Origin of the sequence: Falsiphaeobacter marinintestinus (assembly GCF_007923355.1) — a bacterium.
Classification (GTDB): Bacteria; Pseudomonadota; Alphaproteobacteria; order Rhodobacterales; family Rhodobacteraceae; genus Phaeobacter_A; species Phaeobacter_A marinintestinus.
Window position 1 is genome coordinate 277,009 of record NZ_VOGO01000007.1, and the last position, 15,448, is coordinate 292,456.

General features: G+C 57.8%; 13 protein-coding genes. 8 read left to right on the forward strand and 5 right to left on the reverse strand.

The features are described from left to right. Positions 1 to 7: 7 nt before the first annotated feature. Positions 8 to 193, reverse strand: coding sequence for a hypothetical protein (locus tag FOY56_RS16485; protein WP_146346963.1), 186 nt, complete (start codon positions 191 to 193; stop codon positions 8 to 10). A 50-nt stretch (positions 194 to 243) separates the two neighbouring features. On the opposite strand from FOY56_RS16485, the gene FOY56_RS16490 reads away from it, so the two are divergent. The 4 genes from FOY56_RS16490 to FOY56_RS16505 all read left to right on the forward strand — a co-directional run bounded on the left by FOY56_RS16490 (position 244) and on the right by FOY56_RS16505 (position 4,661). Next, a complete protein-coding gene (locus FOY56_RS16490; protein ID WP_146346964.1) occupies positions 244 to 573 on the forward strand; it encodes a sarcosine oxidase subunit delta in 330 nt (109 codons plus the stop codon). Positions 574 to 634: 61 nt separating this feature from the next. After that, a complete protein-coding gene (locus FOY56_RS16495) occupies positions 635 to 3,646 on the forward strand; it encodes a sarcosine oxidase subunit alpha family protein (RefSeq protein ID WP_146346965.1) in 3,012 nt (1,003 codons plus the stop codon). Further along, positions 3,639 to 4,205: a sarcosine oxidase subunit gamma gene (locus FOY56_RS16500; protein WP_146346966.1), complete on the forward strand. Its 567-nt coding sequence runs from the start codon at positions 3,639 to 3,641 to the stop codon at positions 4,203 to 4,205. Before FOY56_RS16495 ends, FOY56_RS16500 begins: the two co-directional genes overlap by 8 nt. 198 nt (positions 4,206 to 4,403) lie before the next feature. Continuing rightward, positions 4,404 to 4,661 carry a hypothetical protein gene (locus tag FOY56_RS16505; protein WP_146346967.1) on the forward strand — a complete coding sequence of 86 codons (258 nt, stop codon included), beginning with the start codon at positions 4,404 to 4,406 and terminating at the stop codon, positions 4,659 to 4,661. A gap of 643 nt (positions 4,662 to 5,304) precedes the next feature. Here FOY56_RS16505 and FOY56_RS16510 read toward each other — a convergent pair. Further along, positions 5,305 to 6,072 carry an FkbM family methyltransferase gene (locus FOY56_RS16510; RefSeq protein WP_146346968.1) on the reverse strand — a complete coding sequence of 256 codons (768 nt, stop codon included), beginning with the start codon at positions 6,070 to 6,072 and terminating at the stop codon, positions 5,305 to 5,307. Positions 6,073 to 6,190: 118 nt separating this feature from the next. Here FOY56_RS16510 and FOY56_RS16515 point away from each other — a divergent pair, with 118 nt between their 5' ends. Further along, positions 6,191 to 6,790, forward strand: coding sequence for a superoxide dismutase (locus tag FOY56_RS16515; RefSeq protein WP_146346969.1), 600 nt, complete (start codon positions 6,191 to 6,193; stop codon positions 6,788 to 6,790). 106 nt (positions 6,791 to 6,896) lie between these two features. Here the strand turns inward: FOY56_RS16515 and FOY56_RS16520 are convergent, their stop codons facing one another. Continuing rightward, entirely contained in the window at positions 6,897 to 8,759 is a 1,863-nt protein-coding gene (locus FOY56_RS16520) for a pre-peptidase C-terminal domain-containing protein (protein WP_146346970.1), read from the reverse strand. Positions 8,760 to 9,031: 272 nt separating this feature from the next. After that, a complete protein-coding gene (locus FOY56_RS16525; RefSeq protein ID WP_146346971.1) occupies positions 9,032 to 9,583 on the reverse strand; it encodes an LOG family protein in 552 nt (183 codons plus the stop codon). A gap of 117 nt (positions 9,584 to 9,700) precedes the next feature. On the opposite strand from FOY56_RS16525, the gene FOY56_RS16530 reads away from it, so the two are divergent. The 3 genes from FOY56_RS16530 (at position 9,701) to xrtE (ending at position 15,096) form a co-directional block, all read left to right on the forward strand. Then, positions 9,701 to 11,524 (forward strand): LysM peptidoglycan-binding domain-containing protein, encoded by a 1,824-nt coding sequence (locus FOY56_RS16530; RefSeq protein WP_246139510.1) that lies wholly within the window; start codon positions 9,701 to 9,703, stop codon positions 11,522 to 11,524. Positions 11,525 to 11,592: 68 nt separating this feature from the next. Then, positions 11,593 to 13,401, forward strand: a complete 1,809-nt coding sequence (locus FOY56_RS16535; RefSeq protein ID WP_146346972.1) for an ABCB family ABC transporter ATP-binding protein/permease — start codon at positions 11,593 to 11,595, stop codon at positions 13,399 to 13,401. Positions 13,402 to 13,506: 105 nt separating this feature from the next. Beyond that, the gene (gene xrtE, locus FOY56_RS16540; RefSeq protein WP_281288832.1) at positions 13,507 to 15,096 is read left to right on the forward strand and encodes an exosortase E/protease, VPEID-CTERM system; all 1,590 of its coding nucleotides are present in this window, start codon (positions 13,507 to 13,509) and stop codon (positions 15,094 to 15,096) included. A 26-nt stretch (positions 15,097 to 15,122) separates the two neighbouring features. Here the strand turns inward: xrtE and FOY56_RS16545 are convergent, their stop codons facing one another. Further along, complete coding sequence (locus FOY56_RS16545) at positions 15,123 to 15,377, reverse strand: VPEID-CTERM sorting domain-containing protein (protein ID WP_146346974.1); 255 nt, start codon at positions 15,375 to 15,377, stop codon at positions 15,123 to 15,125. Between the last annotated feature and the right edge of the window lie 71 nt (positions 15,378 to 15,448).

Consider the following 15,448-nt stretch of genomic DNA (forward strand, 5'->3'; position numbering starts at 1 on the left):
TGTAAGACTAGTTGTAACCGCTGCGCCCGTCAGTCCGATGCAAAGCCCGCTCGCGCTCGGCCATCATCTGCGGGCTGATCCGGTCCCGGTTCAAGTCATGTTTCAGAAAAGTTCGCCCGCGCCGACGTTCGAAAAATGCGAATGTTCCACCGACCGCCAGCAATCCAAGAATGAGAATAACAAATGTCTGCATGACTTTGACATGGGCCCGCAGACCGCCCAATTCAAGAACGGTGTTGCCAGATGCTGATCCTTCATTGCCCCTATTGCGGCGTTGATGCCGACGAAACCGAACTGTCCCCCGGCGGCGAAGCGCACTTGAAACGCTTCGGTCCGGGGTCTTCGGACGAAGACTTTCAGGACTATCTCTTTGCGCGTGAAAACCCGCGCGGCGTACATTTCGAACGCTGGCGCCATGCGGCAGGCTGCGGCAAGTGGTTTCATGCCGCCCGTTCCACCGACACGCTTGAAGTGTTCGGCACATATTCGGCCCAGACCACCGAACCGCCAAAAGAGATCTGCGACCGGATTTCGGGCAAGCGCCCGGGCTGGACCTGGAGGCTGTTCGGCTGATGCTTCTTTCTTGTTTCAAATACCCAAATGCCACCTCTGCCACCTGTGAAAGGGCCAGTGAATGAGCACCCGTCTCGCCAATCAGGGCCGTCTGATCGACCGCTCAAAACCGGTCAAGTTCACCTTCAACGGCAAATCCTTTACGGGCTTTGCCGGCGACACGCTCGCCTCGGCGCTTCTGGCCAATGACCAGATGCTTGTTGGCCGGTCGTTCAAATACCACCGTCCGCGCGGCATTGTTGCCTCGGGAGCAGAAGAACCCAACGCCCTGCTGGGCCTGGGCTCTGGCGACCGGTTCGAACCGAACCAGCGCGCCACCACAACCGAATTGTTCGACGGGCTGGAATCCGCCTCGCAAAACCACTGGCCCAGTCTGGAATACGACATTGGCGCGGTGAACAAGGCCTTCGCCCGGTTTCTGCCGGCTGGGTTCTATTACAAGATGTTCATCCACCCGCGTCCGTTCTGGAAGCACATTTATGAACCTTTCATCCGCCAATCCGCAGGTCTGGGCCGGGCCCCGAAAGACCGGGATGCGGATAGGTACGAACATTTCTATGCCTTCACCGATATTCTGGTGATCGGCGGCGGTGTGGCCGGGTTGCTGGCCGCAAAAACAGCTGCGCAGTCCGGCGCCAAGGTTATGGTGCTGGAACAGACTGCCCATTGGGGTGGCCGTGCGCCGGTTGATGGCGGCACGGTGAATGGCACAGCCGTTGCGGATTATATCGCGATCCTCGTGACCGAGCTTGAAGCGATGGACAACGTCACCATGCGCCTGCGCTGCATGGGCGCGGGTGTCTATGATCACGGGTATGCGTTGGGCTATGAACGGGTCACGGACCACGCGCCGTCGTTGGAAGGACCGCGTCATCGCCTGTGGCGGATCCGGGCCAAGCAGATCATCACGGCGACCGGGGCCATCGAGCGGCCGTTGTCTTTTGCTGGCAATGACGTGCCGGGTGTGATGCTGGCTGCGGCCATGCGGGACTATGCTGTTAACTATGGCGTGACGCCGGGCGACAAGGTGATCGTCGCCACCAATAATGACGACGCCTATCGCACCGCAATCTGCCTCAAGGAAATGGGCGTCGATGTGCTGCGTATCCTGGATGCCCGCGATACGGGTGGCGGGGAATTGATGGAACAGGCTCGCGAATTGGGCATCCGTATCGACTGCGGCCGGGCCATCGGCAAAGTCAGCGGCGGCAAGCGGGTCAAGAAAGTGGCCATCTGTGCACAGGCCGGAACCGGGGCCGCTTTGGAAGAGATCTCGTGCGATGCGGTCGCCATGTCAGGTGGCTGGTCGCCGGTTGTGCATCTGTGGTCGCATTGCGGCGGCAAGCTGACTTGGGATGACAGTCTGTCTCAGTTCCGTCCCGATCCAAATCGCCCACCCACCGGAGCAGATGGTCAGGGCTTTGTTGTTCCGGCAGGGACCGCGAACGGCGAAATGCACCTGGGCGAGATCGTGTCTGACGCCGTTGCGGCAGGTAAGAAAGCCACGCAGGACGCTGGTTTCAAAGCGAAACGCACTGCCGCACCGCGCGGCGTAGATACTGCTTATGCGCCGATGGAGCCGGTCTGGCTGATGCCGCGCAATGCGGAAATGGAGTTGCGTACCAAAACCTGGCTGGACTATCAGAACGACGTGAAAGTGTCGGACGTCCAACTGGCTGCGCGTGAAGGCTACGAAAGTGTTGAGCATACAAAGCGGTACACAACACTGGGCATGGCCACCGATCAGGGAAAACTAAGCAATATCAACGGCCTCGCAACGCTTGCGAATGCGCTGGATGCAAAGATTCCGCAGGTCGGCACGACGACGTTTCGCCCGCCGTATACGCCAATTTCAATGGGGTCGATTGGCGGCGAAGCGCGGGGCGAAGTCTTTCAGCCGATCCGCCGTACGCCAATGCATGACTGGAACGAAGCACACGGCGCGGACTGGGAACCGGTTGGCCAGTGGCGGCGTCCATATGCCTATGTCCGTGATGGTGAAACCGTGCATGACGCGGTGATGCGCGAAACCAGGAACGTGCGAGAAGCTGTTGGAATTCTTGACGCTTCGACGCTTGGGAAGATCGTTGTCAAAGGTCCGGATGCTGGTCGGTTCTTGGACATGATGTACACCAACATGATGTCCAACCTGAAGCCGGGAAAATGCCGCTATGGTCTGATGTGCAGTGAAAACGGGTTCCTGATCGACGATGGCGTGGTTGCCCGGATCGATGACGACACATGGTTCTGCCACACCACCACAGGCGGGGCCGAGCGGATCCATGCGCATATGGAAGAATGGCTGCAGACCGAATGGTGGGACTGGAAGGTCTACGTTGCCAACGTGACCGAACAGTTCGCGCAGATTGCCGTGGTCGGCCCCAAGGCCCGCGCCGTGCTGGAAAAACTGGGTGGCATGGATGTCGGTAAAGACGATCTGCCGTTCATGGAATGGCGCGATGGCATCTTGGGCGGTTTTGATGTGCGGATCTATCGGATCTCGTTCTCAGGCGAGCTCAGCTATGAAATCGCCGTTTCAGCAAGCCAGGGGCAGGCGCTTTGGAATGCGCTCAGGTCGGCGGGCGATGGGTTTGGCATGATGCCTTACGGTACCGAGACACTGCACATTCTGCGCGCCGAAAAGGGCTTTATCATGATCGGGGATGAAAGTGACGGCACCGTGATTCCACAGGATCTGGGGCTGAACTGGGCAATCTCGAAAAAGAAAGAAGATTTCCTTGGCAAGCGGGCTCAGCAGCGCAGCCATATGACTGATCCGACCCGCTGGAAGCTTGTCGGGTTAGAGACCACTGACGGTTCGGTGCTGCCAGACGGCGCCTATGCTGTTGGCGAGGGCGTGAACGCGAATGGCCAGCGTAATATGGTCGGACGCGTCACATCGACGTATTACTCGCCGAACCTGAACAAGGGGATTGCGATGGGTCTGGTTCTGAATGGCCCTGATCGCATGGGCGAGGTGCTGGAATTCCCCGGCACCGATGGCAAGATCTATACCGCAACGATCGTAGACCCGGTGTTCTACGACAAGGACGGGGAAAAGCAGAATGTCTGAACCTGTAAGCGCACTTAGCGGCTCGGCCTTTTGCGGTCTGGTCCGGGTCGAAGACTGCGGGCTGAAGGGCATGATCACCCTACGTGGTGACCTGTCCGCCGCAGCCGTCAAAAAGGCCGCGACCGGGGTGACAGGTGGCAAGATGCCATCGCCGCTGACCATCGCCAGCGGAAAAACCGGATCCATCGCCTGGATGTCGCCGGATGAGGCGCTGGTGATGTGTGACTATGCGGACGCGGGGGCAGCGGTCGGCACGATGACGACGGCGCTGGGAACGACCCACAGCCTCGTTGTGGACGTTTCCGATGCGCGCGCGCAGTTTCGCGTAACGGGTCCGGCAGCCCGCGAGGTCATGGCCAAACTGTGCCCGGTGGATTTTGCACCAGGCAGCTTTGAACCCGGCCAGTTCCGGCGCACGCGCATGGCACAGATTGCGGCGGCCGTTTGGATGGAAGACGAAAACACCTTTTGCGTAATCTGCTTCCGCTCGGTCGCCGAGTACGCATTCACCCTTCTCAAAACGGCGGCTGCGTCGGGATCAGCTGTCGACGTTTTCTGATTGATTCAGGTTTGACGCTGACCTGCGTTAATTCGCATTTTGCATTTGTCGCCATCCAGTTGATAACTGGGTGGCGAATTGCATTGGGGCGGCAAGTAAAGCCCTTTTTCAATGGTGTGCATTTTGTTGGGCGCGGCAGGGACTGCATCTGTAATCGCTTATGATTGTGAGTTCACAGACGGGTCGAACGGAGGCGCGGTGCCACTCCGAATTATTCTGGCTGTTGATGATGTAATAAACGCGGCTTTTACCTTTGGCGTTGTTGCTAAAAAAGTGCATCTCGCACCAGTTCCGGTGGCGGACATTAAGGAAAGTGAAACAGGTCATCGGTTTGATTGGGCGCTGAAGGGATCAAAAGGACGCAACAGTACCTATGTCATTAGCTATTCGGCGCAGGTGCCTGACTTCAGTGTCGGCGATCTGTTGAGGCAACCTGCCAGGGTTTCACAACGATAACAAAGGGTCGGTTAATTCAATTTCGTCGACTATTCTGTTAAACGTTGTTTTGGTTGACCGGCCCTATGAAGATCGGCAATTCAATTTGTCGAAGTGGTCAGCAGACTATGAAAAAAGTGAGGAAAACGATGCGGTGTTCAAAACTTCTTTTGACCTTGGTATTCGCAGGGGCTGCGTGCTTGTCCTCGACCGCTTCGCAGGCGTCTGCAGCGGGACAGATATATGAGTGCGACGCAGATTTTACCGGGGCCAGTGGATACAAAACCAGAGGAATTAAACCCTCATCTTTGTTTTTTCAGATCATTGAAGGTGCATCGAAAGTTCCGGCGTTAGATCCCCTAACTTTTCGACAAGACAAGATGGCGAGCGCGAAACAGAAGGTCGGTAGTGACGGTGTGATATCGTTGTCTTGGAGTTTTCAAATTCCGACAACAGCTGGGTACAGTATGGGGGATCGTTTCGTATCAAATTTGATCCGAAATCCATGACCGGAACTGTTCGCAGTACATCTCCACCGCGTTTGGTCAACGGTGGTAGCCTAGACGGACTGCTATCGTGCAAGCCTGTCACATCCTTCCCCAAGAAGGCGTAACCAGTTTGAATGCAATGCCATGCCGGAATTATGACGTGGCCAATTGAGAGACTACTGTCCCGAAAATAGGAAAGTCGGGAAACGGTCAAGATATCGCGCATCTGTTACGGAGACCGCTGACACGGGCTTGCCCGTCTCGTCCTGGCATTGGTCGTAGAACGACAACTGTTCGAACAGGTCCGCCATTTGTTTGGCGCGCGAACCGTCGTCCAGAAAAGGTGCATGGGTGGACAGGAACAGGGCAGGGCGGTTTTCCTTCAACCACGGGATCAGCGTTGGCAGCACCGAGAATTCGGCACCTTCGATGTCCATTTTGACCAGCGACACGCCCGACAAGTCGACGGCACCCGCAAACTGCTCCCATCCAAGGGTCAGCACATCATTGCCGCCTCGACCATTCGCATTCAGCAGGCTTGTCATGCTGTCGCCAGCCTCGCCCCCGAAGCTGGCCATGCGGGCCACACCGAAGTCTTCAGACAAAGCAGCGGAAAAGGCCGAGACATTGGTCATCCCGTTCAATTCGATGTTCCAGGCCAGGTGCCGAAAGGCGACCGGATCGGGTTCGAAACACCAGACGTGTCGGGCTTTGCGCGCGCCATAAAGTACGGTTGGGCCGATCCAGGCCCCGATGTCGAGATAGTCGTGGTTTTTGTCCAGATGATCGCGCAGGATGGCAAAGGTTTCAGGCTCCCACGTGCCCGAAGCGGCCTTGTGCCAGAACTTGGAATGATAGGGATCAAGCCGGAATTCTTCGTCTGCCAGCCTGCCTGAAACGTGGCCCCGCATCCGGTATATCGCTTTTCTCACCCGCGTCAGCATGTCGATTGCCTCATATTCCGGACCTAGATTGATCCTTTTATGGCCATAACCCTTGACCTGCCAGCAGCATCGCCGCATGTAAATCGGGGAAACGCAACCAATTCAGCAGGGGGCCAAGATGGCTTTTGAACTACCCGATCTTCCTTATGCACATGACGCACTAGCAGCCAAGGGCATGTCGGCAGAAACGCTGGAATTTCACCACGATCTGCACCACAAGGCTTATGTCGACAACGGCAACAAGCTGATCGCAGGCACCGAGTGGGCCGACAAGTCGTTGGAAGAGATCATTACCGGCACCTATGACGCCGGCGCCGTGGCGCAGAATGGTATCTTCAACAACATCAGCCAACTTTGGAACCACAACCAGTTCTGGGAAATGATGGGCCCGGACGGCAATGCCATGCCGGGTGAGCTTGAAAAGGCGCTGATCGAAAGCTTTGGCTCGGTCGACGAATTCAAGTCGCAGTTTTCGGCTGCCGGCGCGGGTCAGTTCGGATCGGGCTGGGCCTGGCTGGTCAAAAAGGCCGATGGGGCGCTGGCAGTGACGAAGACAGAGAACGGCGTGAACCCGCTGTGCTTTGGCCAGACCGCACTGCTGGGCTGTGACGTGTGGGAGCATTCGTATTACATCGATTTCCGCAACAAGCGCCCTGTCTACCTGTCGAACTTCCTCGACAATCTGGTGAACTGGGAAAACGTCGCTTCGCGGATGTAATCACAGCGTCCGTTCGAATATTGAAACGCCCGGGGGGTCCCCGGGCGTTATTCGTTCTATGCGTTCGTTAGCCCAAGGTTCCGGGCGACCCTGAGTTATGAAGCGATCAGGCCGAATACACCGTATCGTCGAAGCGCAGTTTTTCAATGTTGGTCAGGATATCAGTCTCGCCGGTCTCGGAATGGGTGACCGTCCAGTCCGACATGCCGGATTGCACAATGTCAAACGTGGTGGAGCTAAAGCCGCGCGCCACCCAGACATCGATACCGTCGCCACCATCCATATAGTCGTCGCCATCTCCAAGGGTAAACCGAAATATATCGTTACCCTCATCGCCGAACAGGTCGTCTGACCCCAGGCCGCCAGTCAGAATATCGCGCCCGTCTCCGCCCGACACCGTATCATTTCCGGCACCGGCGTTCAGGCGGTCATTGCCAAGACCGCCGGACATGTCATCCGATCCACCTGCACCAACCAATGTATCCCGACCGTCCAGTCCAAAGATAATGTCATCGCCGTTCCGACCGTTTAGGCGATTGTCGGCTGCGTTCCCGGTGATTTCATCATCGCCCGAAGATCCGGTCGCGTTTTCGATAACAACTCCGTTGGCGATGGTCCGCCCACCGATCACACCATCGACATAGGACAGGAACCCGCCTCCGCCGTCTTCGTACTGCAAGGTCGCAGCGCGCAGATCGATCACTGCATCGCTGGTGCCATTGTACCGGATTTCGTCAGTCCCGTCGGTGTCCCAGATTGCATAGTATCCCGCGCCTGAGCCGGTGACGTTGCTATCATCCAGAACATAAATGTCGTCACCCGACGCATGGCTGGTGTTTGCGCCATAAAAGTTCTGCAGGGCCGCGATGTCCAGAGCGCCATACGACGCCGCGTGGCCGGTCGAGGCTGTGGTGCTGGCGACGCCCGCGATTGTCGACCCTTCGGTATAGGTCATGATCGTATAGGGGGCAGAGTTCAGCTCGTAATCCCCCCGGTCGCCCGAGTCGGACACGCCCAGCATGACTGATGTGCCGTTGCCGTTGTCGTGCGGATGGCCCAGTCCCAGACCATGGCCCAATTCATGTACGATAACGCTGAACATGAAGCCGCCCGTGTCCAGGGTGCCGCCGGGTGTGTCGTTCCACAGCGGGAAGCTGTCAGCATTGTTGTTCAGAACGCCAAACCCGCCGTCGCCGTTCGAATCTGGAAAGTTGAAAAAGCCGAGCAAAGTGCCCGACGGCGAGGACGCCAATTTGGTGGTTGCAAATTCAAGGTCGGCGGCGGCGCGGTTGGTCGTGATCTCGAAATCGATATCGGCAAAGGTTTCGACCTGCTCGAAGACCGACCAGATTTGACCCTGTTCGTAGGCGTTGACACCGCTGGCTTCATAGATGTCGCCGAAGTCGTTGTAGATATCTCCTTCTTGCGCGAAGTAGACAAGCAATGTGTCGCTGTCGTCCAACCAGTTGCTGCCTTGCACGGCATCGACCGGGCTGGGCGCGGTCGCGGCGGTGACGCCAAGGCGATAGTTGCCGGTGGACTGGCTGCGCCACGAGTCAACTTCGATGTAATACGTGCCCGAGACTTCGACCGAGACGGACAGCAGAGAGTTCAGGCCAACACCGCCGTCATCATCGGTTGCCACGATGTTGCCGTTGCTGTCGCGCAGGCGGACCAGTGGATCTTCTACGCCGGGAAGGCCATCGCCGGCTGTGTGGTCAACGCCGCGCAGGCTGATCGAAATCCACTCACCCGCTGAAAGATCAATCTGGAACCAGTCCTTGTCGCCAAGGGTTTCCAGTGATTCATCGACCGAGTCGCCAACGGCAATCGTCGCTGTGGTGGTGATGTCGCCCGGGATCAACCGGTCTGCCGGGCGTCCGGCATCCTCCAAAGTGACCTTCAGCGATCCCAAGCCGTCCACTCCGCAATCTTCCAGGAGTTCGGCCTGCTCACAAAATCCGCACATATCTTAACCTCATACATAATAACTAAACTCAGAAACCCACCGTCGCCGGGTCATTTGAAGATGGCTGTATGGTGAATTCTGGTCTCTTCCCTGATGCAATTTCTACACGTCGGGTATGCCCCGACAACAAGGGAAGTCGCGTCAACAGAAATGCAAACCGCGCTCATGAAACGCGGCATTGCCTAAGAAGCCTTGTTTATCAACCCATTGCGGGGTTTGGTCCGCATCGCGCCGGATTCGCGACAGGCCGAAAATGGGCTATAATCCGCCGGTCAGGCCAGCGCGACGCGTAGGTTACGCATGGCGTCGTCAGGAGTATCGGCCCAGGACAAGAAGTCTGCCAGAGACGCGTCGGCAAAGCCTTGTGCGATGACGTGGTCAATCAACGCCTTCAATGTGTCCCAGTATCCGCCCGAGTTCAGGATCACGATCGGTTTTGAATGCAGGCCAAGTTGGCGCCATGTCAAAGCCTCGAACAACTCATCCAGCGATCCGGCGCCGCCGGGCAAAACAACAACCGCATCGGCATTCATGAACATGACCTTTTTGCGCTCGTGCATGGTTTCGGTGACGATATAGCGTGTCAGGTCGGTTTTGCCGACTTCCCAGTCAACCAGATGTTGGGGGATGACGCCGAATGTGTCCCCCCCGGCAGCCTGAGCGGCGCGGGCAACTTCGCCCATCAGGCCGACATCACCGGCGCCGTAAACCAGCCTCCAGCCCTCGTCAGCAAGGTTTTTGCCAAGTTCTTGGGCATCTTGCGCATAGGCAGGCATTGCCCCTGCACGTGATCCACAATACACACACACGGATTTGACGGGCATGGCTCGGCCTTTCGTACTGTTGTCAAGGGGAAGAACGGCGTAATTTCTTCCCTGATAGCGGGAATGATGGGCAGGCTCAACGGGGCGTCACGCAGGTCTTGGGGGAAAGGGAAGAAAATGGCGGCATCAGCCGGAGGCGGTGGTTTGGGGACCATTGGTTGGGTTGCAGTTGCAGGTGCCGTTTCGGCAGTTGTTGCAGGCGGCGCATATTTCGCAGGCGTCTTTGATGGCCGGGTGAGCGACCCCGTCGAATTGGTGGTCATGCCTCAGGACCCGGTTCAAGCCCCGCAGGACACAGTAGATAAGCCAATTCCTGAACCCGTACTCAAAGCCGAGCCGGACCCAGAACCTGTTGTTGAAGCCGAACCGGAGCCTGTAACTGAACCCGAGCCTGCTGAAGATCCTGTTGCCCAAGCTGAGCCAGAACCAGAGCCAGCATCTGAGCCTGTTTTGCCGGAACTCGCAGCCCCCAGTTTTGATGTGGTGCGGGTTGAGGCTGACGGCACCACTGTTATCGCCGGTACAGGCACGGCTGGCAGCAAGGTGTCGCTGTTGCTGGACGAGGCCGTTCAGGACCAGTTCGAGGTCGATGCAAGCGGCAGTTTCGTATCGTTCTTGTCGCTCCCGCCCAGTGATGCGCCACGAATCCTGTCGATGATTGCAGAACTGGCCGGTCAAAAAGTGCTGTCCGAAGACCAGATCATCCTCGCACCGACTCCTCGCGCTGAACCTGAGCCGGAACCGCAAGTGGCCGAAGTTGAGTCCGCCGAAGTTACCGAACCGGGACCCGAGAAGGTGGTTGAGGTTGCACCTGAACCCGAGGTTGAACCGGATGCCGAGGATGTTGCCGCCGCAGAACCGGTGGATGAACAGGTTGCAGCAGTTGAGCCGGTAGCGCCGGGCCCTGTTGAAACGCCGAAAGCTGAGGCGACGACAGAACAGGATGTCGAGCCAACGGCCGTACCCACAGACCCCGCGCCCGAGGCAGAAGAAACCGCAATCGCGGTTGCCAAGCCGCAGCCCGAACCCGCTCCAGAGCCGACCCAGGCCGAAACAACCGTCGCCGAAGCCGAAGAAAGCGCGGTCGTTCTCGAACAGCCAGTGGTTCAGGATGATCCGGTCGTTGCAGATACGCAAACGGCTGACGCCCCGGCAGACCCGGCTAAGACAGACGGTGCAGAGCAGGTCGTGACCAGTGCAGACCCCAAACAAGAGGTCGAGCCGGTCAAAGAAGCCGTTGCTGACCCAACGATCGCGCCAAAACCGCGACCTGAACCGCCAATCAAAACAACCGACGCGGCGGCACCTGTTCAACCTTCCGTTCCGGATACACCGGCCAAGGCCGAACCCGAAGCCGTGGTCGAAGACGCGCCCGCCCCGGTTCCCGAAACCAGATCAATCGCCGTGTTGCGAGCCGATGCGGATGGCGTTGAACTGATCCAGTCTGGCACTGCTCCACGTCCCGAGGTGCTCAGCGAAATCACTCTGGAAACCATCAGTTACTCTGAAGAAGGCGAAGTGCAGCTGACCGGCCGCGCTGGTGAAAGCGCGATTGTGCGGGTGTATCTGGACAACCAAGCCGTCACCGATATGGGTGCAGGTGAGGATGGCAAATGGAAGGGCGAGTTGGACGGGATCGAACCCGGCATCTATACGCTTCGACTGGACGCGCTGAACGCACAAGGCGATGTTGTCAGCCGTTTGGAAACCCCATTCAAGCGTGAAGCGCCCGAGGTTTTGCTGCCTGCCGTGTCCCAGGAACCGGGCGCAGCCCCGCCGATCCGGGCCGTAACCGTTCAGAAGGGGGATACGCTTTGGGCGATATCGCGTGACCGGTATGGCGATGGCGTTTTGTACGTAAAAGTGTTCGACGCTAACCGCGACAGCATCCGCAATCCGGATTTGATTTACCCCGGACAAGTGTTCTCTGTCCCGGACTAGGTTGCTTTTGGCCGCACTGGTCAATGGTCTGACGCTGGCCTATGTGTCGGCTGAGGCAAGGAAACATCATGACCCCAACTCCCGATGACGTGACAGTTGACGAACGGCAGTCAGGCTGGCGCACGATCCGTAAGGTCGCGCCCTATATGTGGCCCGATGATCAACCTTGGGTGAAACGCCGTGTTGTTCTGGCACTGGTCGTTTTGGTCGTGGCCAAGTTGATCGCAGTCTATACGCCCGTTTTGTACAAAGGCGCAGTTGACGCGCTGGCCAAAGATGGCGGTATTCCTCCGCTCGCTTTGGGCGCAATCGGATTGACTGTGGCCTATGGCGTTGCACGCATGATGACTGTCGGATTCCAGCAGCTTCGCGATGCGATTTTTGCGCCTGTGGCTCAGCGTGCTTTGCGGCGGCTGGCGTTGGAAACCTTCCGGCATATTCACCGTTTATCGATGCGCTATCACATTAGCCGCAAGACCGGTGGGCTGAGCCGTATCATCGAGCGCGGCGTCAAGGGCGTCGAATTTCTTCTACGTTTTCTGCTGTTTAGCGTCGGGCCTTTGATCCTGGAGCTGGTGTTGGTTGCGATTATCCTGACGGTTTTGTTTGACGTCTGGTATCTGGTCATCGTGGCCACCACGATTGCACTTTATGTCTGGTTCACGTTCGCCGTGACTGAGTGGCGTGTGAAACTGCGGCGCGAGATGAATGATCAGGACACGGATGCCAATCAAAAGGCCATCGACAGCCTGCTGAACTATGAAACCGTCAAGTATTTCAGCGCCGAAGAGCGGGAAGCTAAACGCTATGACGTGTCGATGCGGGCCTATGCGCAAGCAGCGCTTAAGACTGCCTATTCGTTGGCGTTTTTGAATTTTGGTCAATCGTTTTTGATCACACTTGGGCTGATTGGCGTTATGGTTCTGGCGGCCATCGGGGTTCAGAACGGATCACTGACGGTGGGCGATTTCGTGATGGTGAACGCCTATATGGTGCAGATCACCATCCCGCTGAACTTCCTTGGCACAGTGTATCGTGAGATCCGTCAAAGCCTTGTCGATATGGGCCAGATGTTTGACCTTTTGGAACAACCTGCCGAGGTCAGCGACAAACCCGGTGCGCGTGCTCTAAATGTACAAGGTGGGGAAGTTACCCTTGAAAACGTACGATTTGGCTATGAAGACACGCGGGAGATTCTGAAGGGCGTCAGCCTGACGGTTCCGGCTGGAAAATCCGTCGCGATTGTCGGCGCGACAGGGTCGGGCAAGTCCACAATCGGTCGGCTGTTGTTCCGGTTCTATGATGTCACGGGCGGGTCGCTGAAGATCGACGGGCAGGATGTGCGCGATGTCACGCAGTCGAGTCTGCACAAGGCCATCGGGGTCGTGCCGCAGGACACCGTGCTGTTCAACGACACCATTGGATACAACATCGCTTATGGTCTCGACGGTGCGACGCAGGAGCAGGTCGAAGACGCCGCGCGCGCGGCTCAGATCCACGATTTCATCGTGACCCTGCCGGAAGGCTATGAGACCAAAGTTGGCGAGCGCGGTCTGAAGCTGTCGGGTGGTGAAAAGCAGCGTGTCGGCATTGCGCGTACGTTGCTCAAGAACCCGCCGATCCTGCTGCTGGACGAAGCGACCAGCGCGTTGGACACCGATACCGAGCAGGAAATCAAAGATGCCCTGTCGCTGGCGGGCGAGGGGCGCACGGTGATCACGATTGCGCACCGGCTGAGTACGATTGCCGAGGCCGATCAGATCGTGGTTCTGGAAAAAGGTGAAATCATCGAGCGGGGCCGGCACGAGGATCTGCTGACGCAGAAGGGTCGGTACGCCCAGCTTTGGACACGGCAACAGTCGGACGAAGCGGCGTAGGTCCGTGATGCCCGAAAAACTGCCTGAACCGTTCCAATCTTTGCCATGATGATGCGCTATTGCTAGAGTCCGACAACCCCACGCGCGTCTAGGTGAGGCATTGCTTTGAAGACCCGGTTATTCTGGCTGACCGTCCTTTTTTCGGCGGAAGTCTTGGCAATTGTATTGGTGTTTCAGGTGTTCTCGTCTGTAGAGTGCCGGCTGACTGATATCGAAACAGCCTGCCGCGCCCTGCGCAGTGCGATGGTGCGCGGTATGTGCGCCTTTGCGGCTGCGGGGCTGTTTCTTTGGTTTCGTCCGGCCTTGCGGCGACAATTGATCGAAGCAACTCAGATCGACTATGGCTCGCGCGTGTGGGCCATTGTGCATCTGGCCGGGCTTGGGCTGATCTTTCTGCCGTGGATCACGGCAGATGCAGCGGAGCTGAACCAAAACTTCAGAACCTATTTCTTCACGTTGACAGGGGGGGCGACGCTGGCGGGTATCGGCGGTCTGCTTTGGCTTTTGCCGCATCACCACCTTTTACGATGGCTGCGAAATGGCGGCGCGGCGTTGTTTCCGGTTATTCTTGCGGCGGCCTTCATCCCCGACCTGGCCGCTGCGCTTGATCCGCTCTGGTGGTCGATGAAGGGGCTACTGGTCGCGACGTTCTACGGAGTCGCGGTGGTGCTTGCATTGTTGGGGAACCATGTTCTGCTGAACCCCGAAGCGTCCAGCATTGGGGTCGATGATTTCATCGTCGAAGTCGCCGGATCCTGTTCGGGGATCGAAGGCTTTGCACTGACAACCGGGTTTCTGGCGATCTATGCCGTGTTGATGCGCGACACGCTGCGCCAGCGTCCGTTCTGGTTGATTGTGTTTCCTTTGGCGCTTCTGGTCAGCTGGGTGTTCAACGTCATCCGGATATCGGCCCTGATCCTGATCGGGGCGCATGTTTCTCCGGATCTGGCGGTGAACGGGTTTCACAGTTTTGCGGGTTGGTTGTTTTTCACCCTGTTGGCGCTGGGGGTGTTGTGGGTTGTCCAGGTGGTGTCATCGCTGCACCGTGACCCGGTGGACGTCTCAGGCGATGGCGGCCCGGCTGGTGTCGTGCCGTTGCGCGAAGATCTGGCAGCAGCGCAAATCGCACCGTTTCTGGTGTTCATGTTGTCAGGGCTTCTGGTCAATACATTCTGGCAAAACCCCGCCTTGGGCTATCCGCTTCAGGCGGTTTTGATGGCGGGCGTGTTGTGGGTTTTCCGCAAGCCGTTTCTGCGGCTTGAGTGGCGGTTGGACCCGGTCGCGATTGGTGCCGGATTGGTGGTTGGGGCCGGGTGGCTGTTGACGGCCAAGCACGGGGCAGGGGTGCCGGGGCTTGAAACCCTTGGGGCCGGGGCTTTTGCTGTGTGGGTTGTCGCGCGGATCATTGGAACGACTGTCCTGGTGCCGGTAATTGAAGAGGCGTTCTTTCGCGGTTACCTGCTTGGGTTCCTCAGCAACGGGAAAACAACGCACAAAGTTATTGCTGTCGCCGTTTCAAGCCTGGCCTTTGCAGTCCTGCATGGACGGATCGTCGAAGCGGGGATCGCCGGGGTCATTTTTGCCTTGGTGGCAATGCGGCGGGGCAGGCTGGCGGATGCGATCATCGCGCATGCCGTGGCCAATGCCACAATAGCAATCGCCGCCCTGATTGGCGGCGACTGGTCTCTTATCTGATTTGCTTAGGTTGACGCCCGGCCCAATCAGCTTTTCTTGCGGCGTCGCTTTACTTCCCGCGCCAGCAGCAGTGCCGCGCCGACGGCGGCCAACGCCAGAAGGCCGGTTGAGGCGTCGATTTCCGGAACCGATGACCGTGTTCTGCCGCCATCGTGATAATCACCGCGACTCCAGCCGCCCCAGAAACTGGACCACCAGCTGGTGGACTGGGCAGCAGCCGGAACTGCAGTCACGGCAAGCGTTGTTGCGGCAGCGACCGCGCTCAGGAAAATGGTTTTCATGTCTCAATCCTCGCTGATGTCCCAAACAATATGGCCGAATTTGACGAACTTGCCAAACTCTTGCCGCATTT

Bases quoted from the DNA above. Each gene is read 5' to 3' on its own strand.
- FOY56_RS16485 (WP_146346963.1), bottom strand. From the start codon at position 193: ATGCAGACATTTGTTATTCTCATTCTTGGATTGCTGGCGGTCGGTGGA.
- FOY56_RS16490 (WP_146346964.1), top strand. From the start codon at position 244: ATGCTGATCCTTCATTGCCCCTATTGCGGCGTTGATGCCGACGAAACC.
- FOY56_RS16495 (WP_146346965.1), top strand. From the start codon at position 635: ATGAGCACCCGTCTCGCCAATCAGGGCCGTCTGATCGACCGCTCAAAA.
- FOY56_RS16500 (WP_146346966.1), top strand. From the start codon at position 3,639: ATGTCTGAACCTGTAAGCGCACTTAGCGGCTCGGCCTTTTGCGGTCTG.
- FOY56_RS16510 (WP_146346968.1), bottom strand. From the start codon at position 6,072: ATGCTGACGCGGGTGAGAAAAGCGATATACCGGATGCGGGGCCACGTT.
- FOY56_RS16515 (WP_146346969.1), top strand. From the start codon at position 6,191: ATGGCTTTTGAACTACCCGATCTTCCTTATGCACATGACGCACTAGCA.
- FOY56_RS16520 (WP_146346970.1), bottom strand. From the start codon at position 8,759: ATGTGCGGATTTTGTGAGCAGGCCGAACTCCTGGAAGATTGCGGAGTG.
- FOY56_RS16525 (WP_146346971.1), bottom strand. From the start codon at position 9,583: ATGCCCGTCAAATCCGTGTGTGTGTATTGTGGATCACGTGCAGGGGCA.
- FOY56_RS16530 (WP_246139510.1), top strand. From the start codon at position 9,701: ATGGCGGCATCAGCCGGAGGCGGTGGTTTGGGGACCATTGGTTGGGTT.
- FOY56_RS16535 (WP_146346972.1), top strand. From the start codon at position 11,593: ATGACCCCAACTCCCGATGACGTGACAGTTGACGAACGGCAGTCAGGC.
- FOY56_RS16545 (WP_146346974.1), bottom strand. From the start codon at position 15,377: ATGAAAACCATTTTCCTGAGCGCGGTCGCTGCCGCAACAACGCTTGCC.